At 64.4% G+C, this 22,672-nt stretch carries 26 protein-coding genes; 12 read left to right on the top strand and 14 right to left on the bottom strand.

From position 1 onward, the window contains the following. Nucleotides 1-112: 112 nt before the first annotated feature. Nucleotides 113-745, top strand: a complete 633-nt coding sequence (locus MFF22_RS21750) for a tyrosine-type recombinase/integrase (protein WP_238252683.1) — start codon at nt 113-115, stop codon at nt 743-745. A 712-nt stretch (nt 746-1,457) separates the two neighbouring features. Here MFF22_RS21750 and MFF22_RS21745 read toward each other — a convergent pair. The 6 genes from MFF22_RS21745 to MFF22_RS21720 form a co-directional block, all read right to left on the bottom strand. Then, nucleotides 1,458-2,153 (bottom strand): VIT1/CCC1 transporter family protein, encoded by a 696-nt coding sequence (locus MFF22_RS21745; protein ID WP_238252682.1) that lies wholly within the window; start codon nt 2,151-2,153, stop codon nt 1,458-1,460. Between the two features lie 208 nt (nt 2,154-2,361). Next, nucleotides 2,362-2,520: a hypothetical protein gene (locus MFF22_RS21740; RefSeq protein WP_238252681.1), complete on the bottom strand. Its 159-nt coding sequence runs from the start codon at nt 2,518-2,520 to the stop codon at nt 2,362-2,364. Nucleotides 2,521-2,559: 39 nt separating this feature from the next. Then, entirely contained in the window at nt 2,560-2,853 is a 294-nt protein-coding gene (locus MFF22_RS21735; RefSeq protein WP_238252680.1) for a hypothetical protein, read from the bottom strand. Between the two features lie 41 nt (nt 2,854-2,894). Beyond that, on the bottom strand, nt 2,895-3,095 hold the full coding sequence (locus tag MFF22_RS21730; RefSeq protein ID WP_238252679.1) for a DUF2934 domain-containing protein: 201 nt from the start codon (nt 3,093-3,095) through the stop codon (nt 2,895-2,897). A gap of 45 nt (nt 3,096-3,140) precedes the next feature. Then, nucleotides 3,141-3,524: a hypothetical protein gene (locus tag MFF22_RS21725; RefSeq protein ID WP_238252678.1), complete on the bottom strand. Its 384-nt coding sequence runs from the start codon at nt 3,522-3,524 to the stop codon at nt 3,141-3,143. A 70-nt stretch (nt 3,525-3,594) separates the two neighbouring features. Continuing rightward, nucleotides 3,595-4,245, bottom strand: coding sequence for a BON domain-containing protein (locus tag MFF22_RS21720; RefSeq protein WP_238252677.1), 651 nt, complete (start codon nt 4,243-4,245; stop codon nt 3,595-3,597). Between the two features lie 242 nt (nt 4,246-4,487). On the opposite strand from MFF22_RS21720, the gene MFF22_RS21715 reads away from it, so the two are divergent. From MFF22_RS21715 to dnaK, 3 genes are all read left to right on the top strand, one after another. Next, on the top strand, nt 4,488-4,901 hold the full coding sequence (locus MFF22_RS21715; RefSeq protein ID WP_238252675.1) for a hypothetical protein: 414 nt from the start codon (nt 4,488-4,490) through the stop codon (nt 4,899-4,901). A gap of 446 nt (nt 4,902-5,347) precedes the next feature. Continuing rightward, nucleotides 5,348-5,689, top strand: a complete 342-nt coding sequence (locus tag MFF22_RS21710) for a hypothetical protein (RefSeq protein ID WP_238252673.1) — start codon at nt 5,348-5,350, stop codon at nt 5,687-5,689. Nucleotides 5,690-6,028: 339 nt separating this feature from the next. Next, complete coding sequence (gene dnaK / locus MFF22_RS21705) at nt 6,029-7,915, top strand: molecular chaperone DnaK (protein ID WP_238252671.1); 1,887 nt, start codon at nt 6,029-6,031, stop codon at nt 7,913-7,915. Nucleotides 7,916-8,403: 488 nt separating this feature from the next. Here dnaK and MFF22_RS21695 read toward each other — a convergent pair whose 3' ends face one another. The 3 genes from MFF22_RS21695 to MFF22_RS21685 all read right to left on the bottom strand — a co-directional run bounded on the left by MFF22_RS21695 (nt 8,404) and on the right by MFF22_RS21685 (nt 10,263). Continuing rightward, nucleotides 8,404-8,835: a GlcG/HbpS family heme-binding protein gene (locus MFF22_RS21695; RefSeq protein WP_238252668.1), complete on the bottom strand. Its 432-nt coding sequence runs from the start codon at nt 8,833-8,835 to the stop codon at nt 8,404-8,406. Continuing rightward, nucleotides 8,832-9,542, bottom strand: a complete 711-nt coding sequence (locus MFF22_RS21690; protein WP_238252666.1) for a hypothetical protein — start codon at nt 9,540-9,542, stop codon at nt 8,832-8,834. The genes MFF22_RS21695 and MFF22_RS21690 overlap by 4 nt, the downstream gene beginning before the upstream one ends. 73 nt (nt 9,543-9,615) lie before the next feature. Beyond that, complete coding sequence (locus MFF22_RS21685; RefSeq protein ID WP_238252664.1) at nt 9,616-10,263, bottom strand: BON domain-containing protein; 648 nt, start codon at nt 10,261-10,263, stop codon at nt 9,616-9,618. A gap of 262 nt (nt 10,264-10,525) precedes the next feature. Here MFF22_RS21685 and MFF22_RS21680 point away from each other — a divergent pair, with 262 nt between their 5' ends. Beyond that, the gene (locus MFF22_RS21680) at nt 10,526-10,771 is read left to right on the top strand and encodes a hypothetical protein (protein WP_238252662.1); all 246 of its coding nucleotides are present in this window, start codon (nt 10,526-10,528) and stop codon (nt 10,769-10,771) included. A 44-nt stretch (nt 10,772-10,815) separates the two neighbouring features. Here the strand turns inward: MFF22_RS21680 and MFF22_RS21675 are convergent, their stop codons facing one another. Genes MFF22_RS21675 through MFF22_RS21660 form a run of 4 tightly spaced genes read right to left on the bottom strand, consistent with a single transcriptional unit; the run spans nt 10,816 to nt 13,694 of the window. After that, nucleotides 10,816-11,553, bottom strand: coding sequence for a helix-turn-helix domain-containing protein (locus MFF22_RS21675; RefSeq protein ID WP_238252661.1), 738 nt, complete (start codon nt 11,551-11,553; stop codon nt 10,816-10,818). A gap of 57 nt (nt 11,554-11,610) precedes the next feature. After that, nucleotides 11,611-11,832: a hypothetical protein gene (locus tag MFF22_RS21670; RefSeq protein WP_238252659.1), complete on the bottom strand. Its 222-nt coding sequence runs from the start codon at nt 11,830-11,832 to the stop codon at nt 11,611-11,613. A 28-nt stretch (nt 11,833-11,860) separates the two neighbouring features. Then, nucleotides 11,861-13,120, bottom strand: coding sequence for a sensor histidine kinase (locus tag MFF22_RS21665; protein ID WP_238252657.1), 1,260 nt, complete (start codon nt 13,118-13,120; stop codon nt 11,861-11,863). A gap of 13 nt (nt 13,121-13,133) precedes the next feature. Next, nucleotides 13,134-13,694 (bottom strand): OsmC family protein, encoded by a 561-nt coding sequence (locus MFF22_RS21660; RefSeq protein WP_370877627.1) that lies wholly within the window; start codon nt 13,692-13,694, stop codon nt 13,134-13,136. Between the two features lie 161 nt (nt 13,695-13,855). Here MFF22_RS21660 and MFF22_RS21655 point away from each other — a divergent pair, with 161 nt between their 5' ends. The 5 genes from MFF22_RS21655 to MFF22_RS21635 all read left to right on the top strand — a co-directional run bounded on the left by MFF22_RS21655 (nt 13,856) and on the right by MFF22_RS21635 (nt 17,263). Further along, nucleotides 13,856-14,785, top strand: a complete 930-nt coding sequence (locus tag MFF22_RS21655; RefSeq protein WP_283206204.1) for a LysR family transcriptional regulator — start codon at nt 13,856-13,858, stop codon at nt 14,783-14,785. Between the two features lie 284 nt (nt 14,786-15,069). After that, a complete protein-coding gene (locus tag MFF22_RS21650) occupies nt 15,070-15,720 on the top strand; it encodes a BON domain-containing protein (RefSeq protein ID WP_238252651.1) in 651 nt (216 codons plus the stop codon). Between the two features lie 38 nt (nt 15,721-15,758). Then, nucleotides 15,759-16,631 (top strand): PRC-barrel domain-containing protein, encoded by an 873-nt coding sequence (locus MFF22_RS21645; RefSeq protein ID WP_238252650.1) that lies wholly within the window; start codon nt 15,759-15,761, stop codon nt 16,629-16,631. Nucleotides 16,632-16,693: 62 nt separating this feature from the next. Then, on the top strand, nt 16,694-16,846 hold the full coding sequence (locus MFF22_RS21640; RefSeq protein ID WP_238252649.1) for a hypothetical protein: 153 nt from the start codon (nt 16,694-16,696) through the stop codon (nt 16,844-16,846). 57 nt (nt 16,847-16,903) lie between these two features. Continuing rightward, nucleotides 16,904-17,263 (top strand): hypothetical protein, encoded by a 360-nt coding sequence (locus MFF22_RS21635; RefSeq protein ID WP_238252648.1) that lies wholly within the window; start codon nt 16,904-16,906, stop codon nt 17,261-17,263. 762 nt (nt 17,264-18,025) lie between these two features. On the opposite strand, the gene MFF22_RS21630 is transcribed toward MFF22_RS21635, so the two are convergent. Beyond that, complete coding sequence (locus tag MFF22_RS21630; protein WP_238252647.1) at nt 18,026-19,768, bottom strand: putative bifunctional diguanylate cyclase/phosphodiesterase; 1,743 nt, start codon at nt 19,766-19,768, stop codon at nt 18,026-18,028. A 761-nt stretch (nt 19,769-20,529) separates the two neighbouring features. Between MFF22_RS21630 and MFF22_RS21625 the strand changes: the two genes are divergently transcribed. Both MFF22_RS21625 and MFF22_RS21620 read left to right on the top strand, forming a co-directional pair. Further along, nucleotides 20,530-21,342: a response regulator gene (locus MFF22_RS21625; protein WP_238252646.1), complete on the top strand. Its 813-nt coding sequence runs from the start codon at nt 20,530-20,532 to the stop codon at nt 21,340-21,342. Continuing rightward, nucleotides 21,339-22,526 carry a DUF2336 domain-containing protein gene (locus MFF22_RS21620; protein ID WP_238252645.1) on the top strand — a complete coding sequence of 396 codons (1,188 nt, stop codon included), beginning with the start codon at nt 21,339-21,341 and terminating at the stop codon, nt 22,524-22,526. The genes MFF22_RS21625 and MFF22_RS21620 overlap by 4 nt, the downstream gene beginning before the upstream one ends. Nucleotides 22,527-22,672 lie beyond the last annotated feature (146 nt).

The raw sequence follows: 22,672 nt of genomic DNA, 5'->3' as shown, positions 1-22,672 counted from the left end.
GTTTTGACACGGCCTCGGTCGCCAGCGGAACGTCTGCATATGCTCCCATCTTTATAGCTTTGGTTCGGGTGTCTCCTCGCCTCGTCGGCATGAGCCGGCGAGGAGACAGAAGATGGGACACTCAGCACACGATCCGGCCACGAAAGGCCGGCCGGCCTGGAACGCGGGCCGCAAGCTCGGCGCCAAGCGAGCCCTCAAACCTCAGCAGGTCTGGGCCATCCGGTTCTGGCTCGACCGCGAACGGCGCACGCGCGACCGGGCAATGTTCGACCTCGCCATCGACAGCAAGCTGCGCGGCTGCGACATCGTCAAGCTCAAGATTGGCGACCTCGTCAGCGGCGGTCGCGTCCGTAGCCGGTCCATCGTCATCCAGCGCAAGACCGCTCGACCAGTGCAGTTCGAATTGCTCGAACCCGCTCGTACCAGCATCTTCGCATGGCTGGAGGCCAGGGGTGGAACGCTCGAGGACTATGCTTTTCCGAGCCGGCTCGACGGCGTGACGCACATCAGCACCCGACAGTATGCGCGCCTGGTCGATGAGTGGGTCACGGGCGTCGGGCTACGCAGCGAGGACTACGGAACCCATTCCCTGCGTCGCACGAAGGCGTCGTTGATTTACAAGCGGACCGGCAACCTGCGTGCCGTCCAGATCTTGCTCGGTCACACCAAGATCGAGAGCACGGTTAGGTACCTCGGTGTCGACGTCGAGGATGCTCTGACCCTGGCAGAGGGAACTGAGATTTGAGCAGTCGGCCCCTCGGCTTCAGTGTCGAGGGGCTTCGAAACCAGCTCGGCAGCAAAGCGCCCATCCCGGTCATTCAGGATGCCTCCGCCCGAACTTGCAAGCAGACATGGGTGGCACCGTGTCCGACAGAGGCACGGCCGAGCGTTTTCGAGGCGCAGACGTCGTGGATCATGCCGCCTTCGGTAACCAGGACATCGCCCCCAGCCCCCGGTTATCCAAGTCGATTATTACTTTTTAAGTCGGCGCGCGCGCCAATGTAAATGGTGGACACCGTGACGATCTACTGTAATAAATGTTGGGTTACGGCATTAATTATTCACGTAATACTGATCGTCAACGGCGTTCAGCATTGCCGTTCTAGCAATGCTGGCTAGTTTTGAAGCGCCGGAATCACCGCGTAGCGGGCCGCAGTCATGAACGATCACGCCCTGCGGGACGAGATGCCTGCATGAACTCGATCCGTTACCCGCCGACCGGGGATTGGAAACCACCAATGCGGGCCAGTGTGTCGACGAGCCACGATGGCGCCTGCGTCGGGCTGAAGGCAAATGACAATCGACCTTGTGCGACATAGCCAGCAGCGAGCGGCATCGACTTGACCCGCATCGTCGCGGGGCAAATTGTTCCAAGTGCGAACTACGTCGGCATCATCGCGGGAGGGGCCCTGCCTGTTCAGCATCGACCACCAGATACACTGCGTCTGAACCGACGCTCAGACGGCCTTGCCGACGAGGTGGCCGATGCCGGCGGTGACCGCCATAGCCGCCGCGCCCCAGAAGGCCACTCGTGCGGTCGCCCTCGGGATGGCGGCTCCCCCGACCTTGGCCCCGAGCGCGCCGAGCGCGGCCAGGAAAACCAGGGATGCCCCGAAGACTAAGTAGACGACGAGGCCGAACGGGGCCACTGCAGCCACGAGCAGAGGTAATGCCGCCCCGGCGGAGAAGGTCGCAGCTGAAGTCAGGGCCGCCTGGATCGGTCGTGCTGTGGTGAACTCAGAGATGCCGAGTTCGTCTCTGGCATGGGCGCCCAGCGCGTCCGTCGCCATGAGTTGATCGGCAACCTCGAGGGCGAGGGCGGGGTCGAGTCCGCGCGCGACGTAGATCCCCGCGAGCTCCTCCCGCTCGGCTGCCGGGTCCTCGGCGAGCTCGCGCCGCTCCCTGGCGAGGTCGGCCTGCTCGGTGTCGGACTGGGAACTGACCGAGACGTACTCCCCCGCCGCCATCGACATTGCCCCGGCCACCAGGCCGGCACTGCCCGCGACCAGGATCTCTCCGGAGGCGACCGAGGATGCTGCGACGCCAACGATGAGGCTGGCCGTGGAGACGAGGCCGTCGTTGGCGCCGAGCACGGCGGCGCGCAGCCAGCCGATCCGATCGATCACATGGTTTTCCTTATGGACCGCTCGCATCGGCGTCAGGGTCTCTCGTGAGGGGTGGGGGCCAGTCCGTGTAGGAAGCGGCTCAGTACCGCATCATGCCAGAGATAGAGGCGCACGAGGGCGGCGCAGCCGTGGAAGAGCGCGACCGCGATGAGGATGTTAGCCGCGATCCCATGCCGGTGCGTCAGCAGCCGGCGCCATTTCGGGTCAATGAGTTGTTGGAGGGCAATCGGTCCGATCAGCGTGACGCCGCGCCCTTCGGCACGACGTTTTCGAGGAAAATGCCGATGAGCGTGAGGACCAGCCCGAGGCTGGCCGTCAGCCAGTGCGGGGCGATGGTGGTGTGATCGTGGACCTCCGGCCGTGATAGCAAGTCGGTTCCTGTCGAGTGGAGCACGACAGCCTTTCCGCTAGTGACGGACACAATCAGGAAAGTTCAGCGGCGTCTTACGTCGACATAAGCCATGCTTCCGGCGCACGGGAGTGCCAGCCTCGCCCGAAGCAGGATGTCCCTAACGGCGGACCGGCCAAGCCATCCCGTCGGCGGGTCGAAGACATCCATCCGGATCTCGCCCGGCACGACCTGCTCCGGCGAGCGGACGGCATCGGCATGATGGACGAACCACGTCTCGACGGATCGCGCCATCGGCCCGGCAACGCGGATGTCGTGGCGGTTACGACCATGTGCCTCGTCGGTGACGGACCCGTGGTACGTGATGGTCGTCGTCATGCCGGGTGTCTCCTCTTGCCGGGGGGATCGAAGTGCTTGGATCAGCAGCAATCGGACCCCGACCCGCTTTTCACGAAATCCCCGTCGGGCAGGACCGGTCGTCCGGTCATCTCACCGAGGAGCTCCCGTTCGGCCTGGAGCCAGAATTCATCGGCGTGGCCATGTGGACGGTCGCGCCGCTCCCAAAGGTAGAAGGCGCGGTCGCGGATCTGGCCTTCGGTCAGTCTCGTCTCGGGGGGCATGCGCGATTTCCAAGAAGGGGGGAGCCGAAGGCGAAGTTTCGGCGGTTACCCGGCAGGTGCCGCGGGCATGACCTTGTCCGGCACCGCATTTGCCGGATTGACGCGGCGTTTCCGGGTCGCCCCCTGGATCAGGGTGGCGATGGCGTAGCCCATGGCGCCTACGGCGAGGGCGGTGGCGAAGGGCGAGGTCCCGGGGCGACCGCCCCCGTTCGGATGCCCGCGGCGGCTCGATCGCTCGACCTTTCGGATGCCGACCCGCCCGCGGTCGAGCGTGTCCTGAGCCAAGTGAGTGGCTCGATCGGCGACGTCGCGGACGGCGTCCTGTGCCCGCGCAAAGATCTCGTCGGTCGCACTTTCGATGCGGTGTCCGTCCGTATCGGACGCATCACCATGCGTGACATCGCCGTGGTCGAGGTGGGGTTTGGACATGTTCGATTCCTCCGGTCGCGGTCGGGGGGCCTGCTGGGCGTGGGTCGTCCAGCACAGCGCGGCCCGTCCGTCAGACGACGCTGATGCGGTTGTCGACCGCCGTCGTGCCCGGGGAAGCCCAGGCCGCCCCGACCGCCTCGCGGCGCTCCTGCATGGTGCGCACCGTCCCGCCGAGATGGACCATCCCACCATCGGCGGTGACGGTCACGGTTTTCGGATCGAACAGCCACGAGCGATTGAGCGCCTCGCTGATGTCATCGCTGATCGCCGCGACGTCGACTTGGGGCTTGACGGTGAGGAAGTTATCGACCGCCACCACACCGTAGAGCTGTCGTAATTCACGTTCGGCGGCCTCGGACTGGAAGTATTGGTCGACCTCACCCTTCAGGGTAATGACGCCCTTCGACACCTCCACCGAAATGCGGTCTGGCGGGACCGCCACGTTCCAGGCGAGACGTGCCACGGCGGTCGCCGCGATATCCTCGTCCGGTCGCTTCAGGGCGAACGGGACGTGGACCTCGATCTCCTGGACGATGGCCTTCACGCCCCGTACGCGACGGGCCGCGGCCTCTGCAGCGACCTTCTCGTCGTAGTTCCCGACCTGTCCGGAAAGGGCGACGACCCCGTCCTTCGCCGTAACGCCGATCTCCGAGGAGGTCACCTTCGGGTCCCAGATGAGTTCGGCGGTAACCGCGTGTTGCAGGGTGGTGTCGTGGGACATGATGGTTTCCTTGGCGATGGGAGGGATGGCCCGGCGAGCCCGAACTCTTCGCGGACGGGGATGCGAGCCCTGCCTGTCGAAAGGGGATGTTCAGGTATTCGGCGAAGCTACGGACCCGCGAAGCCGAGTTCTTTGATCCACCGCAAAGGCATTGGCGGCCCAGGATCTACGGTGAAGTCCACGACCATAGGATCGACGCGTGCTTCCCGCTCGCTCAGGCCGTGGCGATGAAGGAACACGACATGGTCTGTCCCCGCGCCGTCGAAGCCCTCACCTTGCAGCAACGACGCCTCACGGAATTGATCCGTAAGATGGACAACGGGCGGTGGTGGTCCGAGGATCATGCCTGCCGGATCGACGAGGACGAGGTCTGCCAGCAGGCCGACAGGATCGGCAAAGCCCTGGACGTGGCCGAGCGTCTCGCCGATGAGATGGCCGCCGAGGACGGCACCGGCACCGGGTCGCAGCTTGCCCCGAGGGTGAGTCAAGCCACACCGGTCGCGGTTCATCATTCTGCGGAAAGCCTTCCGACCCCGGACGATCTGGGGCCGTTCTCGCCCGGCCCGGTCGATCCGCATCCTGACGTGATCCACGAGGCCGGTGGATACGAGCAACGGGCCTGGAGCTTGTCCGGCGGAAGCTTGAAGCTGGCCTGACGATCCCCACCCGATTCTTACGTTCTCGGACGCGACGTCCCGATCTCGGCACGAATACCGGGATGCCCGATCCGGGCAATCCGCAATCCCGAGGGCACGACGCGTTCGAGCATCTGAATTCTACACCTGTGAAATTACGACACGGTCCGTTCTGACGCGGCGCCGGGATAATCAATGAATGACGTCGCGGATGAGTAAGGCGCTCCCCGCAAGGAAAGTGATACCGCCGCCGATGAGGCATGCCCTCTGGTCGGAACGGGCGATTGGGACGACATGGGCCATGCGGCGCCTAGTCTTTGGGCGTGCCTTCGAAGCACAAGCCAAGACTATTTGACGGCTTATTCGTGTCTTTGATCTAAGACAATGCCGCCCAATCGGTGTGGGCGCATAGACGTTCGGCGATGAATTGGAGCCGGGTGCTCGACATCGGACGAAGGAAATCCCCGATGCGTCTTTCCGTCCTGCTCATGTCCGCCGTGTTCGCACTGGCGCTGACCGACGTTGGCTTTGCCCAGGCCACGCTCCCGACCGACGAAGTGAACAGCGCGAACAATCCCGGCAGCGCAAAGGTCGCCCCGCCGGAACGGGTCGAGGCCCTGGACTGCACCTGCCGCAGCACACCAGCCGATGCGGCTGCGGCGACCAAGCCGGGAAGCAATGCCGCGACGGGCGACCGGAATATCGACTGCACTTGCCACAAGACCTCTCCAGACACGACCGGAGCTCTGGCCCGCCCCGAAGCCGCGGCGACCGGTCCGGCTGGCGAAGTCGCGGCCCCCTCGCGCTGACGGGCATTGGGGCGGCCCTCCGCCGCCCGGCAGCAGGCAGGAAAGGTCGAACATGAAGCCCGAACCCGCGCGCGCCTCGCCCACCGAGGAGTTCCAGCGCGAGACCTGGGACGACGATGGCGGGGCGACCCTGAAGGCCCCCCGCACGACGAGCCGGGTCCCGCCCGATCCTCCGGCTTCCGTTAGCGCCGGACACGTTTCACGGGATCGGACATCGCGACGGCCCGGCCCAGGCATTCCGCGGACCGTACCTCGAACCTGACAGCCTACGAGCGCCGACGCCGCCGGCGACGCATGTCGACGGGCCGACCCCGCACCACAGACATCTCGGAGACCACCATGTCCAAGGCTATCGGCATCGACCTCGGTACCACCAACTCATGCGTCGCCGTTCTGGATGGCGCGAAGGCACAGGTGATCGAGAATGCGGAAGGCGGACGGACCACCCCGTCCATCGTCGCCTTCACCGAAGGAGGCGAGATCCTCGTCGGCCAGCCGGCCAAGCGCCAGAGCATTACCAATCCGGAGAACACCATCTCGGCGATCAAGCGCCTGATCGGCCGTCGCTATGACGATCCGCTGACCGAGAAGGATAAGGCCATGGTCGGCTACAAGATCGTGCCGGGCCCCAACGGCGACGCCTGGATCGAGGTGCGGGGCAAGACCTACAGCCCGAGCCAGATCAGCGCCTATATCCTCACGAAGATGAAGGAGACCGCCGAAGCCTTCCTCGGCGAGACGATCACGAAGGCCGTCATCACCGTGCCGGCCTACTTCAACGACGCCCAGCGCCAGGCGACCAAGGATGCCGGCCGCATCGCCGGCCTGGAGGTGCTCCGGATGATCAACGAGCCCACGGCAGCCGCGCTGGCCTACGGGCTCGACAAGAAGGGCAGCGGCAAGGTCGGCGTCTACGATCTCGGCGGCGGTACCTTCGACGTCTCGTTCCTTGAGATCGGGGACGGCGTGTTCGAGGTGAAGTCCACCAACGGCGACACCTTCCTCGGCGGCGAGGACTTCGACAATTGCATTGTCGACTATCTTGTCGACGAGTTCCGCAAGGAGAGCGGCATCGACCTGCGCATGGACCGGCTGGCGCTGCAGCGCCTGAAGGACGCCGCTGAGAAGGCCAAGATCGAGCTGTCCAGCGCCACGCAGACCGAGGTGAACCTCCCCTTTGTCACAGCAGACCAGAACGGTCCCAAGCACCTCGCGATCAAGCTCAGCCGCGCCAAGCTCGAGGCCCTTGTGGCGGACCTGATCGAGCGTACGGCCGGACCGTGCAAGGCGGCGTTCAAGGATGCAAACCTCGAAGTCTCACAGATCGATGAGGTCGTCCTCGTCGGCGGACAGACCCGGATGCCGAAGGTCCAAGAGACTGTGCAGACGCTGTTCGGTCGCGAGCCGCATAAGGGGGTGAACCCTGACGAGGTCGTGGCCATCGGCGCGGCGATCCAGGCCGGCGTGCTCCAGGGCGACGTCCGCGACGTGCTGCTCCTCGACGTCACGCCTCTCTCGCTCGGCATCGAAACCTTGGGCGGGGTGCTGACCAAGCTGATCGAGCGCAACACCACGATCCCGACGAAGCGAAGCCAGACCTTCTCCACCGCGGCCGACGCCCAGCCTGCGGTGACGATCCGGGTGTTCCAGGGCGAGCGCGAAATAGCGGCCGACAACAAGATGCTCGGCCAGTTCGACCTCGTCGGCATCCCGCCCGCTCCGCGGGGCCAGCCGCAGATCGAGGTGACATTCGACATTGACGCCAACGGCATCGTCAACGTCTCGGCCAAGGACAAGGCCAGCGGGAAGGAACAGGCGATCCGCATTGAGGTATCGGGCGGGTTGGACGAGGCGGCGATCCAGCGGCTCGTGCGCGAGGCAGAGACCCATGCCGGCGCCGACAAGGTGCGCAAGGAACTGGTCGAGGCCGGTAACCACGCCGACGTCGCGATCTACACCACCGAGAAAAGCCTCAACGAGGCGGGGGGGCAAGTCGCCGCCGACGTGAAGGCCGAGGTCGAGCGGGCACTGACGGTGGCGCGGGATGCGAGCACGGGCAGTGACATCGCGCGCATCAAGGCCGCGACTGAACGTCTGTACCAGGCGGCCATGCGCCTGGGCGAGCGCCCCGCGGCGCCCAAGCCCCCGTCCTTCGATCCCGAGATCGTCGATGCCGAGTTCGAGGAGGCCCCGGGTGATGCCGCGCATCGCCGGCCGGCGGCATGACCGGTCCGTCATCGGAGCGGGCTCGCCCGTTGGCTTGGAGCAAGAACGACGTCGAGCCCCCCGTTCGGGGATTCGCCCGCATAAGCGTGGCCAAGGCGCATTCCGGTGCCGGCTCTGAGGGCTGACATGCCATCTTAGGTCCAGTCGTCATCCCAAGCCGGAGGAATCCGTACTGGGCGAAGAGCCGTACAAGGCCCTCGGCGTACCGCGTGACGTATCGCGACGGGCGCCTAGTCCACAGGCAGGGAGGCTTCGGCGGGGGACCTGGCTGACCGACGACGACAGGACCACCGACGATGATGAGCTGGGCTACCGGTTGGGCAGCGACCGTTTCGTCGAGAGCGAGTACGTCTCGATCCGCGACGACGACACGAAGCGGACCTTCAGGGTCGCCAACAGTCGTCGGTCGTGACGGCGCATCGGGATCGGGTTTCGACGAACGTGGCCTACCGCCGCCGTCGTCGAGGAAGCCATTGCCGAGGTCTGCTTCACCTATAGGTGGCTGCCCCGACGGTCGCGCAGGCAAGGTCCTGATCGCAGGATGCCTCGCCGTACACGCCGATGGCCCCCCTGAGGGCACCGGCCCTTCTCAGAGGAACACCGCCGCGCTCGTGGAAGGCCGCAGTCCCTTCACCCTCGACGATGGAGCAGTAGAGGTCATCTCCGGGCGGGGGCATGAATTCGCTTGGCTCCCCAGAGATGGCTGAGGCCACCGCCTTGCCGATGGCATGGCGGGCACTCATGCAGCCCGCGCCGTCCATTTTGGAGAAAGCGATGAGGCGGCCCTGGGGGCCGCAGACCGCTACGCTCACAGTAATCCCGAGCCGGCGGGCCTCGGCGACGGCGCGCCCGACGATTGCGGTCGCCTCGTCCAGGGTCGGCTCACCGGCATCGACGATGGAAACGCGAGCGTTCATCATTTGGCATCTCGGGTGAGCATCTCGCGGCCGAGCGCCAGCAGCTGTCCGTCCGTGGCGGCCGACAGGTCGATGGTCGCGGTCGCCACGACGCGGCCCTGCGTCTCGTGATGGTGCTCGCGCAGGCGTTCGGACAGGACGGACATCGCGCTTGCCTTGCCGGTGCCGTGCCCGACGATGGCGATCCGAGGCGCGTTCGTGACGGCGGCGGCGATGCGGTCGTAGTAGGCGAGGTCCTCCGGCGCGCGTTGCCCGCGATAGTTGCCGTCCTCCTTATGGGAGAGATGGTGGATGTAGCCCTTCGGATCGTAGGGGCGCAGCGTGGTCTCAGTCTCGCCGCCGACGGTCTCGAGGTCGAGGCGGTAGATCCGGGCCTCGTGATGGTCGACAACGATGAGGGCGTCGTTGTCCCCCTGGTCCGGCGAAGCCTCAAGGATCTCGGTTGAGTAGGGCGAGAGACAGGCATCCTGCATTAGGCGGCGCAGGCGCTCGACCTCGCGTGGGTCCATGTCCTTATCCCGCGGACGGAGGAAGGTCGCCGTCCGGCCCGCCAGGGTGAAGCCCCACCGGTCGTCGCGCTTCTCCTCGGTGCTGCCGATCCTTTCGACGAAGGCCACAACCTCACGCCATTCCAGGTTGTTGCTGGTTGGGTGATGGAAGATCCGGCCGAGGATGGCCCGGTCGTGGCCGTGGATGTGGGCGCTGATCATCGGAAGGGTTCCTGACGGACCCCACATCGGGCGGTCTGCCCGATGCGGTGGCGTTTCGAGGTTGGGCGACCGATCAGACGACGCGGATGTCGTTCTCGACCGTGGTGGCGCCGGGAGCGCCCCAGGCCGTCCAACCGGCCATCTGCCGGTCGTACCAGGTGTCCACGGTCCCGCTCAGGTGGACGACGCCGCCGTTGGCGCTGACGTTGATCGTCTTCGGGTCGTACCAGCTCCGGTGCAGCGCCTTGGTGATGTCGGCACCGATGTTCTTCGCGTTGGGCCTCTCCTTGATCGTGATCCAGTTGGAGATCCCGACGACGCCGAGCATGCCGCGTATGTCGTGCTGCGCTGCTTCCTTCTGGAACTGCCAGTCGACCTCGCCGGTGAGAGTGACCCAGCCCTTCTCGACCTTCGCCTTTACCGCCTCGTCGGGAACGGAGACGTTCCAAGCCAAACGCTGCAGCAGCGCCACGGCGATCTCGTCGTCGTTTCTCTTCGTGTGGTGCGGGAGACGGACCTCGATCTCCTCGGCGACGGCCCGGACGCCCTTAACGCGCCCGGCAGCACGCTCGGCGGCGTACTTCTCCAAGTAGTTCTGCACGTGCCCGGTCAGGGTCACGATGCCGTCCTTGGCGGTCACGCCGATATGGGCGGCGGTGACGCTCGGCTCCCAGCCGAGCTCGGCGAGGACGTTGGTCTGCAAGGTCTTATCCATGGTCATGATGCGTTTCCTGTAAGTGGAATGCGCCCTGTTCCGGGCGATCGCGACGCGGACAGGGACGGGGACGGGGGGGCTTGAAGCCTTTCGGCGTGGGCGGCCGTCGATGGGTCACCCGACAACGGTTCGTACCGTCCGTGCCGATGGGGCGAACACTATTCCCTGGCCGCGTCGCGTCCTTGATCCAGCGCAAACTTCGTCGGCGACGCTGAGCCCATGATGTGGAGAAGACGATACTATCGCCCCGAAGAGGGATACCCCGACGATGTCTGGAATACGCAAGACCATGGTCGCCGTCCTGGGAGCGCTTCTGGTCGCGACGACGCTCCAGGCGGCGCCTTTGGAGGGCGACCAAGCCACGTCCAACGGCCCGAACATGCCGCCTTCGGAAAAGGTGGTGCCGAGCGATATCCGCCCGGACGTCCCCGCAGACACGGGGGCCGTGCAGGCCTCTGGCCCGTCCGGCGCACGGTCCCGGTGGCGGGACATCAAGCGAACGCCGGGCCTATGAGCGCATCGCGACAGAGAATAGGCTTTCCGCGCGTGAAAGAATGATCAGTGCGCCGACATCCGTGCGAGTCGATCGTGGTCTACGAGGCGTACGCCGCCAGGCACGATCAGGATGCAGTGGTCCCGGTCCAGCCTGGCGAATGTCCGGCTCACCGTCTCGATGGTCAGGCCGAGATGGTCGGCGATGTCGAGCCGCCCCATCGGCAGTTCCAGGGTGACCGAGGACCGTCCGATCCGGACGTAACGCTCCCGAAGTCCCAAAAGGAACGTCGCGATCCTCTCATCGGCAGTCCGCCGCCCGAGCAGCATCATCATGTCCTTGGCTCGGGACAATTCATGTCCCATGATCTCGTGCAAGTGCATCATCAGGCTGGGTTGCCCTCGAAGCAGGTCCATGAAGGCCAGCCGTTCGAAGCGACACGCCGTTACCGGTCCGAGGGCGTCGGCGGAGACCGCGAACCGGTCGAGCATGGAGAGACCGAGGAAGTCCCCGGGGAAGGCGAACCCCGTGACCTGGCGTCGTCCGTCAGGAAGGAGGCGGTACAAGCTAAGGGCGCCGGAGGTGACGTTGAAGACCGACACCGCAGGCTCGTCCTGACCGTAAAGGGACTGCCGCTGGTCGAGCGCGACGCGACGGCTCAACGGCTCCATCGCGTCGCGCTCCGCCAGGGGCAGTGCCGTGGCCAGGCTGACGAGACGGACCTTGTCGACGCCGCCGCACAGGTACGACGGCGGGGCGAGCGGAAAGGGTGCGGGCCCGACCGGGATTGAATGGATCGACATGAGTCTGTCCTTCCGGTTCGGTGTGATCTCGTCGAAGACTTTGTAAAAGACTTCGCCTCAGCGGCCCCTCCAGCGGTCGGTGCCCTGCATCCGCTCCGCGTTTGCCGGACGAGATTCGAGGAAGGCAACGTGTGCCTCTTTGTCGCGCAGGAGGGCGCGTCGCAGGACACCTGCGGCCAACCTGACCGAGACGACGTCCCAGACACGGCCGTCGCTTGCTCGGCCACGAACGGTCACGACCGTTTTGGCGAGAACGGAGCCGGCGTCGGCTTCGAACATCGTCATCTCGCGGTGTGGGTTGCCGACCTTAGACGTCGCATCGGGACAACGCGCCTGGAGCGACACCGATCGGAACCAAATGCGGCGACCGGAGGTGCAGATCTGCGTGGCATGGCGCCCAGGACGCATGCAATGCGGTCAGCCATCCAGGGAAACACCGTGAAGGGGCGCCACGGCCGTGAAGTGAATGCCGGCCGCGTGGTACGCGATGTCGGCTGCCCCGCCGATCTCGATTGCCAGCGCGCGCTCGATCATGCGGGACCCGAAGCCCGTCCGGGTCGGCGGAACGACGAGGGCCCCCCCCGGACTCCTGCCAGCGGAAACGCAGCTGGTCCGAGCCGACCCCGTCGAGGATGTCCCACGTCAGCAGGACGCTCCCAGCGTCCGTGGACAGCGCGCCGTACTTGACCGCATTGGTGGCGAGTTCGTGCAGCGCCATGGCGAAGGCAAGTGCGACCCGAGAGGTCAGGTGCACGGTCGGTCCGTCGGCTATGAACCGATCCGCCTGCTCGGCCCCGAACGGACTCAGCGTTACGGCGACGACTTCGGCGAGGGTTGCGCCCTCCCAGGTGTCGCGGATGAGCACGTCGTGCGCCGCTGCCAGCGCGAAGATGCGGGCATCGAGGGTGGCTTCGGCCTCCTCCAGTGAGGCGGACGTCCTGAGCGTATGGCGGATGACCGACTGAACCGTCGCGAGGGTGTTCTTGACCCGGTGGGCCAACTCTTTCGCCAGCAGGTCGCGGTGCTCCTCGATCCGCTTGCGGTCGGTGATGTCTAGAGAAATGCCTGCGATGGTCAGGGGCGTGCCGTCCGGTCGGTAGGAGGCGTGTCCCCTGGCATGGATCCAGTGGACGGCGCCGCCTGGGTACGTGATCCGGAACTCATAGTCATATCGGTTCCGCCCCGCGATGGCCTCCGAGACCGCAGACTTCATGCGAGTTCTGTCGTCAGGGTGGACGCCCTCGATCCACGCTTCGTAGGTGAAGGCAGCATCGGGATCGTGACCGAAGTTCGCCTTGCAACCAGTCGAGGCATCGAGCGACATCGTCGCGAGATCGAGGGTCCAGGAACCGATGCGTCCGGCTTCCTGGGTGAAGCGGGAGCGCTTCTCGCTTAGGACTAATGCGACCGTATGAGCCTTCGCCTCCATCGCGAGGCGGTCGAGATCCCCCTCGTCCTGCGATGCGGGAATGGGCAAAGCTCCAAGCACCGGTATCGATCCCCTTCGTTCACCCATCCTCCGGACGAAACGCTGTCCCATCGAAAAGAGGGTCGATGTCGCGATCATGTCCGGCCTCGCTTCAGGCGACGGTAGCAGGGGCGAGGGCGACGTCGAGGTGGACCGGGTTGTGCAGGGTGTTCGCCACCGGCGACCACAGCACAGTGTGTTTGATGAGTGCCGCCAGGGCCTTTCGCGATGCGTCCGCATCGATGTCCACGCAGACCCGGATGGTCTCGAAGCCGATGGTCTTCGGATGGAGGTCACCGCTGCCCCAGACCGACGTCATGTTGATGTCGGCCTCGACGCGGAGCTCTAGCGAGCGGATCGGGATGCCCTGCGCCAGGGCGTTGGCGTGGATGCCAATGGACAAGCACGATCCCAGGGCTGCGAGCAGGGCCTCCGAGGCGTTAGGTGCGGTACTCTCGCCGAGCAGGCCCTCGGGTTCGTCCTCCATGACCGGCTGCGGCGGCAGGTTCCGGATGTAGTTGAGTTGGTGAAGTCTCCCCAGCGCCACCGTGCGGCACCGCAGGGTCCGGACCGCAGTCGGATCTGCCTTGGCCTTCGCGATTACGATGTCGAGCTCTCGCTTGCTCACCAGAGACGGAGTCAGAACATCGGGCGTAAGGGGCAACTTAGCCATGCGGAGTTCCTATTCGCTGTTGGCCGACGCCCTGATTTAATTCAATGGTGCAAATATTTGTTCGGGGGGCATCCAGAGGTTTGTAATTTATGCTTTTCGCTCTTCGCACGATCAAGTAAATATGATGATGGGGGCTGCAGAATTGGGGGGGGGATCGCTGGATGCTGGACTGGGATGATCTGCGATTTTTCCTGACCCTGGCGAGGCACGGGAGTCTATCGGCGGCCGCCCGTGTGCTCCACGTTTCGCAGTCGACCGTCGGCCGGCGCCTCAACACGTTGGAGGCGACCCTTTCCGTCCGACTGCTGAACCGCACCCCCGAAGGCTACGTGCTGACGCTGGCCGGCGAGGAGGTACGCGAGAAGGCTGAGCGGCTTGAGGCGGAGGCCCTGGCTCTGGAACGCGACGTCACCGGTCGCGACACCCGCCTGCGCGGGCTGGTGCGGGTGACCTGCGCCGAGACCATGGCAGCGCACCTGCTGGCACCGAGCTTCGCCGCCCTGCACGCCCGGCATCCCGACATCATGGTAGAGCTCATCCCGAACCCGCGGGAACTGAGCCTGGCAATGCGCGAGGCCGACATCTCCGTGCGCATGCGGCGGCCCGAACAGCACGACCTCGTCGTGCGCCGCATCGGCGGCATCGCCTTCGGCCTCTACGCGACGAAGGCCTACATCGAGGAGCGCGGCGAGCCGGACTTTGAGAACGGTTGTCCGGATCACCACCTGATCACGCAGATGGAAGACAATCTGGAGATGACACAATCGGCCTGGCTGACGGAGATGGCCTCCCGGTCCCGAGTCGTCCTGCAGACGAGTAGCCACGAGGCCGCGGTGCTTGCATCCGCCAACAACGGCGGCCTTGCCTGCGTGGCCCGGTTTCGCGGCGATGGGGAGCCTCGGCTGATCCGCCTGGAGGTTCCGACCGAACCGCCAAGTGCCGATATCCTCCTGCTGGTCCACAAGGACAACCGCGACACGCCGAGGATACGGACGGTATTGACCCACGTCACGGAGAGCATCCAAGCGCTCGCTCGCGTACTCCAACCCCCAATTGCGAACGAGGTGGATGTTCAGGCCGTGGGCGTCTGACGCGGGCGGCGGTCCAGAACCGATGCCCACGTCTACCGTCCATAGGTGAGAATCCGGGACATGGCCGGGACCTCGTTTGTTTTAAGTCAAACTTCCGCCGATTAAGATCCTCCGCATTCATAAATTTCGATTTCGCTGAAGCGAACATTTACAGGCTGATCGCTTTTGCATAGCTAAATCTCATAATCGCTAGGCGTATGTATTGCGCCGGGGAGCTAGTTTGCAGTCGAGCAGATCCACCGGCCCACCCGCCGCCGAGATCGAACCGACGAGGGCGAGCTGCCATGATTACCGACGAGAGACTGACGCAGGACGTTGCCGCCGAGTTGGCGTGGGACCCGAGCGTGACCGCCACGGATCTCGGGGTGACGTCGAAGGATGGCATAGTCAGCCTGACTGGGCACCTGGCCAGCTTCGCCCAGAAGCATGCCGCCGAGGCCGCCGTCCGCCGGGTCAACGGGGTCAGGGCCATCGCCGAGGAGATCTCGGTCGACCTTCCGTTCGAGCATCGGCGCAGCGACGGGGACATCGCCGCGGCCGTCGTCAATCGGCTCGACTGGGACGCCGCGATCCTTCCCGACACGGTCAAGGTCCAGGTGCAGGACGGATGGGTCAGCCTGGACGGCGCTGTCGGCTGGAACTTCCAGAAGGACGCCGCCGCCCTCGACGTCCGGTCGCTGCTCGGTGTCGTGGGTCTCTCGAACCGAGTCACCATCAAGCCACGCGCCAACGCCCACGACATCGCCCAGGACATCAAGGGTGCGCTGGGCCGCTCCTGCTTCTTCGATCCCAAGCGCGTCGGCGTCGATGTCGAGGGCGATCGCGTCCGGCTGACGGGCAGCGTGCACACCGAGCACGAGCGCCGGCTCGCCGCCACCACGGCGTGGAGCTCCCCGGGCGTCGGCATCGTCGAGAACGACCTCACCATCGTCTGACGAACGCCCGCCGCCTTCATCCCACCTAGGAACCTTCCATGCGCCGCCTCATCCGCCCCCTGACGTTCGGGGCCTGCACCGCCCTCGCCCTCGCAAGCCCGCTCCGTGCCACGGAGGAGCCGAAAGCCACGCCCCCCGTCACAGAGCTGGACGCCAAGCCAGCCCAAGCATGCCTCGACCATCTCAAGGCCTTCGATGCGCAGATGGAGAAGGACGGATACTGGCTCGGCGGATCGGGCTACGGCTACGGCTATCCACTCGGTGGGTATTGGGCGGGTAGCCTCGGATCCGACGCCGGCATGGCGATGGGCGCCGCGTCCGCGATGATTCCGTACACAAATGCGCGCCCGGGATACGAGGTCCGGGTCCTGCTCGCGGGCGCTGACGTCCTGGCACGCCACGGGAAGCAGCAGCCCTGCGAAGACGTGCTCGTCCAGATCCGCACCAGCTACGAGGACTATAAAACCGATTTGCAGGGACGTGACCTTCGGGTCGCGAACGCGATGGGCTTCCGCAAGCAGGAACTCTCGCTCGCCGTGCCGGTCGCTTCGCGGACCACCGCCTTCCGCGCCGACGACCTGCTAGGGAGCGAAGTGCGCACCCCTGAAAACGTCGCGCTCGGGAGCGTCGACGACATCGTCATGGGACCGGAGGGCGGCAAGATCGCCTACCTCGTCGTCGCCCGCGGCGGCGTCTTCGGCCTGGGCGAGCGTCACGTTGCGGTTCCGTGGAACCAGTTCAAGGTCTCGCCGAACCTGCACATCCTCGTCCTCGATGCGACCAAGGACGCCATGGATCGGGCACCCCGGATCATCGAGGGGCGCTTCGTGAAGGCGGAGCCGTTCGCCCAGCAGACGGCGAAGGCTGACGCCTACTGGACCGCCGCCGCCAAGACCCCGCGGACGGACTGAGCCGCGATCGGCCGGCCCACGGCCACTGTCCCCCATCCTCGAAGACACGATTGGATTTTGCCATGCATACGACGACGGCCCTCACGGCGACGTTCATCGCCTTGTCGATGATGACCACGGTCCAGGCGCAGGTCCCGATGGCACCTCCCGGGGATGCCGCGGCGACGATGCGGGAGGCTGGGCGCGAAGCGAGCCAAGCCGCCGATGCTGCCTAAGAGGCGGCCCGGCTTGCGATGCAGGCATCGAAGGCTGCGCTGAAGGAGGCCCCGAAGATGTCCGCCGACATGATCGGAAAACTCGCGACCGACGCTGCGGAGGCCGCCACCCGCGCCGAGACCAAGATCACCGAAGCCAACCGGGCGGCGGGGGGCGCAGCGAACGCATCGATGCGTAAGGCTGCGGATTCAGCACGGAAGTCCGTCGAGGCGACCCGCGAGGCGGTCGAAAAATCCCGGGATGCCGTCGCGGTCTCGATCAGTTCGAAGGTGGCGGCGATGCGCCAGGCGGCAGCTGGGGCGCGCGCGTCCATCGTGAGGGCTGCCACTGCCACCGCGAACGCCGCACGCGCCGCTCGCGAGGCCGCCAGAACCAGTTGGGGCCGCGAGATGGTGCAGTCCCAGGTTCGCAACTGAGACGGCCTGGACGGGGAACGTCGGAACGCGATCTCGGGAGGGATTTGGCGATGTCGAAGAGCGAGTTGGAACTGGCCTGCGCGGAGGCGGCGCATCAGCACGAACGGGGCCGCCGCTCATTACCGACATTCGGCCAGGCACCTCGCCAAGGGCGAGCACACCGCCGCCGCCAATCAGCGGGACCTCGCACTCGGCCATTCCGAGAAGGCTCGGATCGACGAGGTCGGACTCCGACCCGATGGGAAGCCTACCGAGGGCCGGACCAAAGCTGAAGCTGCTTGGCACTTCACGGGCTGAGGCCGTTGCACCGCGATGACCATGCCATGCGTGGCGAAGCGATTTCGACTGGATCGACATTCCCGGAGGCGTGGACTCGGAGGGGGCAGCCCTCCTCCGGGTGCGCTCGGTTCACCTCTCGGTCGCTGCTGCGTCACCGGAAGATTGGCATGGAGAGCAGGGGGGGATCATCGGCTTCGGGGCTTCGGTTAGTCCGCAAAGAAGGTCTGCTTCTTTGATTTGACCGCCGAAAGTGGTCGACCCGCTGTCGTCCAACTCTGGTTGTCTTGAGAGGTCCCACTGATCGGCTGTGCTGGGTAGATTTAGGACGAACTGCATTGAGGAATTAACCGCGAAAAGTGGACGCTGGCATTTCGTCCGCGGGCGATCCCGAGCAAGGGCCAAGGGCCTGAGATGGGGTGACCAGGGTATACCGTCTGGAGATGAGGATGCCGCGCGCCGATCGGCGCCACCGGCCCAGCGCGTTCATCCGGCCAACCGTTTGTGACTGCCCGAAGCTTGGGCGAGATCCGCGAATTGCGCCGCCGGCAGCGCCTTGCCGTAAAGGTAGCCCTGGCCATCTCGGCAGCCCATCTTAAGGAGCAGTGCCTCCTGATCCCTAGTCTCGATACCCTCTGCGATGATGTCGAGGCCTATGTCGTTCCCAATTTGGACGATGGCCCGCACGACGGCAGCATCGTGCCGCTCGCTCATCAAGTCCCGGACGAAGCTCCGGTCGATCTTGAGGCGCGTCAGCGGGAACCGCTTGAGTGAGCTCAGCGACGCGTAGCCCGTGCCGAAATCGTCGAACGCGATGCCGACCCCCTGGCGATGAAGCTCGCGGAACTGTTCGAGGTCAGCCTCGTCGACGCCCAGGACGATGGTCTCAGTAATTTCGAGTTCCAGCATCCCGGGGGGCAGCCGGTGGCGTCGGAGCGCCATGGCGACGTCCGACGCCAGTGTCCTCGACCGTACCTGAGCTGCGAATAGGTTCACGCCCATTCTGATGAACGGATGCCCTGCATCCCGCCAAGCTGCGGCCTGTCGGCAGGCCTCCTCGACGACCCAGTGCCCGACTTCGAGGGCCAGAGGATGGTCCTCAAGATGGGACAGGAATGCACCCGGCAGAAGCATGCCGCGCCGGGGATGCCGCCATCGCAGAAGGGCCTCCGTGCCGACAATGCGCCCGGTGCCGATGGCGACCTGTGGTTGGTAGTGCAGCACGAACTCGCCCTCTCGCGTCGCCTCGTGCAACTCGGCCCGCATGGCTAGACGGGACAGCAGCGCGCTGCGCATAGCTGGCTGGAAGGAGCGAAAACGGCGCTTGCCCTCCTGCTTCGCTCGAAACAAGGCCAAATCAGCGTTGCCGATGAGTTCCTCTGCGGATGCTCCCTGCGTCGGACCGACAGCTCCTCCGATGCTGACCCCGAGATGGAAGATGTGGCATCCGACCCGGAGTGGGGTGTCGAAGGCGTGGAGAAGTGTCGTCGCGTTCACGGCGAGCGTCGGCGGATCGCCCGCATCTGGCAGCATGACGGCAAACTCGTCGCCACCGAACCTCGCAAAAACCGCTTCCTCCCCGAGCCAAGCCGGCAATCGAATGGCTAAGGTTTGGAGCACGGCATCCCCCGTACTGTGCCCCCAACTGTCGTTCACCTCCTTGAAGCCATCAAGATCCAGCATGAGGACGCCGACGGCGTTTCCAGCCGCCAGCCTGGCATCGAGTGCCTCTTCGAAGCGGGCGCGGTTCGGCAAACCCGTCAGTAGGTCATGGTGGGCCAATTGGACCAGACGCTCGTCGCGCGCCCGCCATTCGGAGATGTCCCGCAGGATCGCGCCAAAGCCGAGACCGAAACGGTCCCGCCACATCGAGAGTGTGAACTCAGCGGGAAACTCGCTACCGTTGCGGCGGCGAGCCGTGACCTCGATCGTTCGACCAGCCAGACGGGAGGGCTCGTTGCGGACCATCCGTGCCATGCCCGCTTCGTGGCTGGCACGGAAACGCTCCGGAACGACCAGATCGATGTTCGCGCCTATCAATTCGTCGATGCTATAGCCGAAGAGGTCCGAAGCGGCCTCGTTCGCGAAAGTGATGCGGCCTCTTTCATCGCTGGTGATGAAAGCATAAGTGGCGGCCCGAGCAAGACCGAAGGCACCTGAGACAACGGCTTCTGGATGCTCCAATTCGCTCTCGTTATCAGGCTGACAATTTGCTGGCACGTCAGACATCACACTTCGCCATCAGATCGCATCCGGACACCTTGAAGAGGGTGTCGTTGCATTATATCACCCAAATATTTTAAGCATTTGTTGCGGACGGATTACATCATTCCTCGGTAATGGCATAAATAACGTCATTTTAGCGATTGCCGGGCACATGTTTTTTGAAGAACAGCTCAGCGCACCCAACATACTAATGTCCAATTCCGGCGCGGAAAATTCATGTATACGCGATGGAAAATTGTGCTGAAAGATTAAGATAGGCTACAGTAACCTGGGAAGCACAATCGATTCGAATGCTCTGCGCGCTCATAGAAGGCTGCAGTCGCACCCGTATCGTTCAACGTGGCGCGAATGCCCCCTAAGGTTCATCTGATGTTAAAGCGGTTCGATATCGATCGACCTTTTCGCTGTCGCCGGACAAGCAAAGGATGACAGCTTTGGATAAGCGCCGACGGCAGCCAAAACGACTGAGGCGGGTTGGAAGTAGCCGGTCCGCTTTGGAACTCAAGCAGTGCCTGTGGCATCCGCTTTCCAGCTCCACTTTTCTTTGGAAAGTATCGATAAATTTAAGATCTGCCGTACAAACCTAGTCCGATCCAGAACCGCATGCTTTCGCGCTGAAGGTCACTGACAATCAGCTGCGAAAATCAGCAATAAACCTTCGACTTAGCTCAACTTTTGCCGTGCTACCGACCAATCCAAAACGAGCATTTCCAAAATGAGCACGGCGCTGCCTTACATAAAACTATAAATATGAAGGTGGCTCCATGAATATCTTGATTGCGGATCCAGATGAGGAAACGCGTTTGACACTTCTGGAAGCGATCGTCGCCGTTCTTCCGAACGCTTCTGTTAGAGTAGTGATCAACGGCTTCGAACTGCAACGAGCTATCGCCGAGATCTCGCCCGATATTCTCTTCATCGATACGATCTTGCCGGGCACGAATGCCGATATGATCACCACATGGCGCACAACTTCTGGCGTCCACAGCGTGATTGTCCTCGTCGCGGATCTGCTGGTGGCGCGCTGGTCGGCGATCGCGCGGCGACTCCATGCCTACGATGTTCTTTTGAAACCCCTCGGCCAGCGCAACGTCAGGCATGTGCTGCAGGCTGCAGCCTTCTTGTGCCGGGACCTTACACTCCTCTTCGTAGAGCCCGGATCGAAGACCCGGCAGGTCGCCCAGCACATCTTCGCGGCAACCTCATTCCGCTTTCGCGTGATCGAAGCCAAGGACGGCCGAAGTGCGGTGAAGGCGGCCGCGACGCAGCCTATCGATCTTGTGGTCATCGGCCCGTCCATTCCCGACATGCCGCCATCGGAAGTCGCCTGCCGGATCGATGCCCACGGAACGAGCGCGCGTATCGTCATGGTGGTCGGGCGGAACGATGACACTTCCGCGTCGAAGCTCTCGCTGTTCGGCGCCAACACCTTTCTGCGCCTTCCCTTCACCCCGACCGACATCGACCGGGTCGTGTACGAGACCTACGGCCTGTGGCAGCCCTATCTCCTGGAAGCGCTGCGGAAAGAAGACGACCGCCACGAGGATGGCGTCGCGGCGGCGTCAATTGCGCGATGAGCGCCTCTCTTGGCCGCATGAAGCTGCCACGTCTCGATCTGTTGGTTCGCGACATCGAAGCTGCGATCCTCGGCAAGGATCACGCCCGCCAATCGGAGTTGGTGCTTCGTTCGGCGGCGGCCCTCACGCGACATTGGTCGCGCTTGCCGGCCGCGGACAAGCCGAGCTTCGATCGTCTCTTGGCCAGCCTGCTCGATCAAGTCGATCTGGAGGCCCGCGCGACATTCGCCAAATGCCTGACGCCTCTCCGGCGGGCTCCCCGGATCACGGCCACTCGCTTAGCCTGCGATCCCTCCCCTGCCGTGTCGATTTCACTTCTGGAACATTGTGCCAGCTTCGACGACGATTGGCTCCTTCAACTCATTGAAAGCGTCGGGCTAGAGCAACAGACGGCCATTGCTCGCCGAAGCACTCTAGGTCCAGAGGTGTCCGGGGCCCTCCTTCAAGGCAGGAATCCTACTGTTGCAAGGGCGCTACTCACCAATCCCGGAGCGGCCGTGGCTACGGAAACGCTGGACAGCCTTGTCACGGATGCCGCCGGCTCGCTTCCGCTCATGCTCGCGCTAGCGAACCGAGCTGATTTATCCCAAGCCGGCCGTGCTACCCTGGCTGCCATCGCGCGGCGATCAGCGTCACAGGCCCTCATCGAGGAGGGGGAATTCAGCGGCGGGGAAGCCAACACTCTCTTGGACCAAGTCGCTCAGTCCTTCGGCACGACGGTTTGCGCCGACTGCCTCGGCCGCTATGCCGCCTCGGCTGCTGTTGCCGCCAGGAATCCGCGGGCGAAACCCACGAGTTCATCGACGATCGCGGATTGGCTCGAGCACCGACGACATGAAGATGTGTTGGCGACCCTGGCGAGGGATGTGGATTTGCCCGTTGCTGTGCTGATCGCCTGCTACGAAGCGCCGACTCCTCATGCCCTCACGATCATCATGCGGGGGCTCGGTCACCCGTGGTCGCTCCTAAAGGCGCTGCTGCAAGCTAGAGCCAGCGGCATGGTTTCCCCTGAATGCCTCGGTGTCGCCCATCGCCTCAACTTTGAAATCGGACCGAGGACGGCTCGCATGGTCACACGCTATGCGTCGATCCAGTCTGGGATGGGCGCCTTCATCGCTGCCGCGGCGAGCGATGACTGGCATCATGTCACTCTGGTCGCCCGAGCCTCGGCAAGAATGGCGTGAGGGGGCGATCGGACCGAAAGCTTGAACCGAAACTATAGCAGAGGCCGCTGCATAGTGAGCCAAATTGGCTTGCCGACGCATGACCACTTCCGGGCATCGCTGACGACTGCTTGTAAGGCTGGTTCGGGTCTAGGCTGTGTCAAAAG

The organism is Methylobacterium persicinum (genome assembly GCF_022179525.1).
Classification (GTDB): domain Bacteria; phylum Pseudomonadota; class Alphaproteobacteria; order Rhizobiales; family Beijerinckiaceae; genus Methylobacterium; species Methylobacterium persicinum.
This window is presented reverse-complemented; position numbering and strand designations above follow the sequence as displayed.

Coding starts and splice junctions, on each gene's coding strand:
- MFF22_RS21630 (WP_238252647.1), bottom strand. CDS start 19,768: ATGTCTGACGTGCCAGCAAATTGTCAGCCTGATAACGAGAGCGAATTG.
- MFF22_RS21665 (WP_238252657.1), bottom strand. CDS start 13,120: ATGATCGCGACATCGACCCTCTTTTCGATGGGACAGCGTTTCGTCCGG.
- MFF22_RS21745 (WP_238252682.1), bottom strand. CDS start 2,153: ATGCGAGCGGTCCATAAGGAAAACCATGTGATCGATCGGATCGGCTGG.
- MFF22_RS21695 (WP_238252668.1), bottom strand. CDS start 8,835: ATGATGAACGCTCGCGTTTCCATCGTCGATGCCGGTGAGCCGACCCTG.
- MFF22_RS21625 (WP_238252646.1), top strand. CDS start 20,530: ATGAATATCTTGATTGCGGATCCAGATGAGGAAACGCGTTTGACACTT.
- MFF22_RS21655 (WP_283206204.1), top strand. CDS start 13,856: ATGCTGGACTGGGATGATCTGCGATTTTTCCTGACCCTGGCGAGGCAC.
- MFF22_RS21735 (WP_238252680.1), bottom strand. CDS start 2,853: ATGACGACGACCATCACGTACCACGGGTCCGTCACCGACGAGGCACAT.
- MFF22_RS21680 (WP_238252662.1), top strand. CDS start 10,526: ATGTCTGGAATACGCAAGACCATGGTCGCCGTCCTGGGAGCGCTTCTG.
- MFF22_RS21675 (WP_238252661.1), bottom strand. CDS start 11,553: ATGTCGATCCATTCAATCCCGGTCGGGCCCGCACCCTTTCCGCTCGCC.
- MFF22_RS21670 (WP_238252659.1), bottom strand. CDS start 11,832: ATGTTCGAAGCCGACGCCGGCTCCGTTCTCGCCAAAACGGTCGTGACC.
- MFF22_RS21645 (WP_238252650.1), top strand. CDS start 15,759: ATGCGCCGCCTCATCCGCCCCCTGACGTTCGGGGCCTGCACCGCCCTC.
- MFF22_RS21660 (WP_370877627.1), bottom strand. CDS start 13,694: ATGGCTAAGTTGCCCCTTACGCCCGATGTTCTGACTCCGTCTCTGGTG.
- MFF22_RS21620 (WP_238252645.1), top strand. CDS start 21,339: ATGAGCGCCTCTCTTGGCCGCATGAAGCTGCCACGTCTCGATCTGTTG.
- MFF22_RS21720 (WP_238252677.1), bottom strand. CDS start 4,245: ATGTCCCACGACACCACCCTGCAACACGCGGTTACCGCCGAACTCATC.
- MFF22_RS21725 (WP_238252678.1), bottom strand. CDS start 3,524: ATGTCCAAACCCCACCTCGACCACGGCGATGTCACGCATGGTGATGCG.
- MFF22_RS21750 (WP_238252683.1), top strand. CDS start 113: ATGGGACACTCAGCACACGATCCGGCCACGAAAGGCCGGCCGGCCTGG.
- MFF22_RS21640 (WP_238252649.1), top strand. CDS start 16,694: ATGCATACGACGACGGCCCTCACGGCGACGTTCATCGCCTTGTCGATG.
- MFF22_RS21685 (WP_238252664.1), bottom strand. CDS start 10,263: ATGACCATGGATAAGACCTTGCAGACCAACGTCCTCGCCGAGCTCGGC.
- MFF22_RS21690 (WP_238252666.1), bottom strand. CDS start 9,542: ATGATCAGCGCCCACATCCACGGCCACGACCGGGCCATCCTCGGCCGG.
- MFF22_RS21715 (WP_238252675.1), top strand. CDS start 4,488: ATGGTCTGTCCCCGCGCCGTCGAAGCCCTCACCTTGCAGCAACGACGC.
- MFF22_RS21710 (WP_238252673.1), top strand. CDS start 5,348: ATGCGTCTTTCCGTCCTGCTCATGTCCGCCGTGTTCGCACTGGCGCTG.
- MFF22_RS21650 (WP_238252651.1), top strand. CDS start 15,070: ATGATTACCGACGAGAGACTGACGCAGGACGTTGCCGCCGAGTTGGCG.
- MFF22_RS21635 (WP_238252648.1), top strand. CDS start 16,904: ATGTCCGCCGACATGATCGGAAAACTCGCGACCGACGCTGCGGAGGCC.
- dnaK (WP_238252671.1), top strand. CDS start 6,029: ATGTCCAAGGCTATCGGCATCGACCTCGGTACCACCAACTCATGCGTC.
- MFF22_RS21730 (WP_238252679.1), bottom strand. CDS start 3,095: ATGCCCCCCGAGACGAGACTGACCGAAGGCCAGATCCGCGACCGCGCC.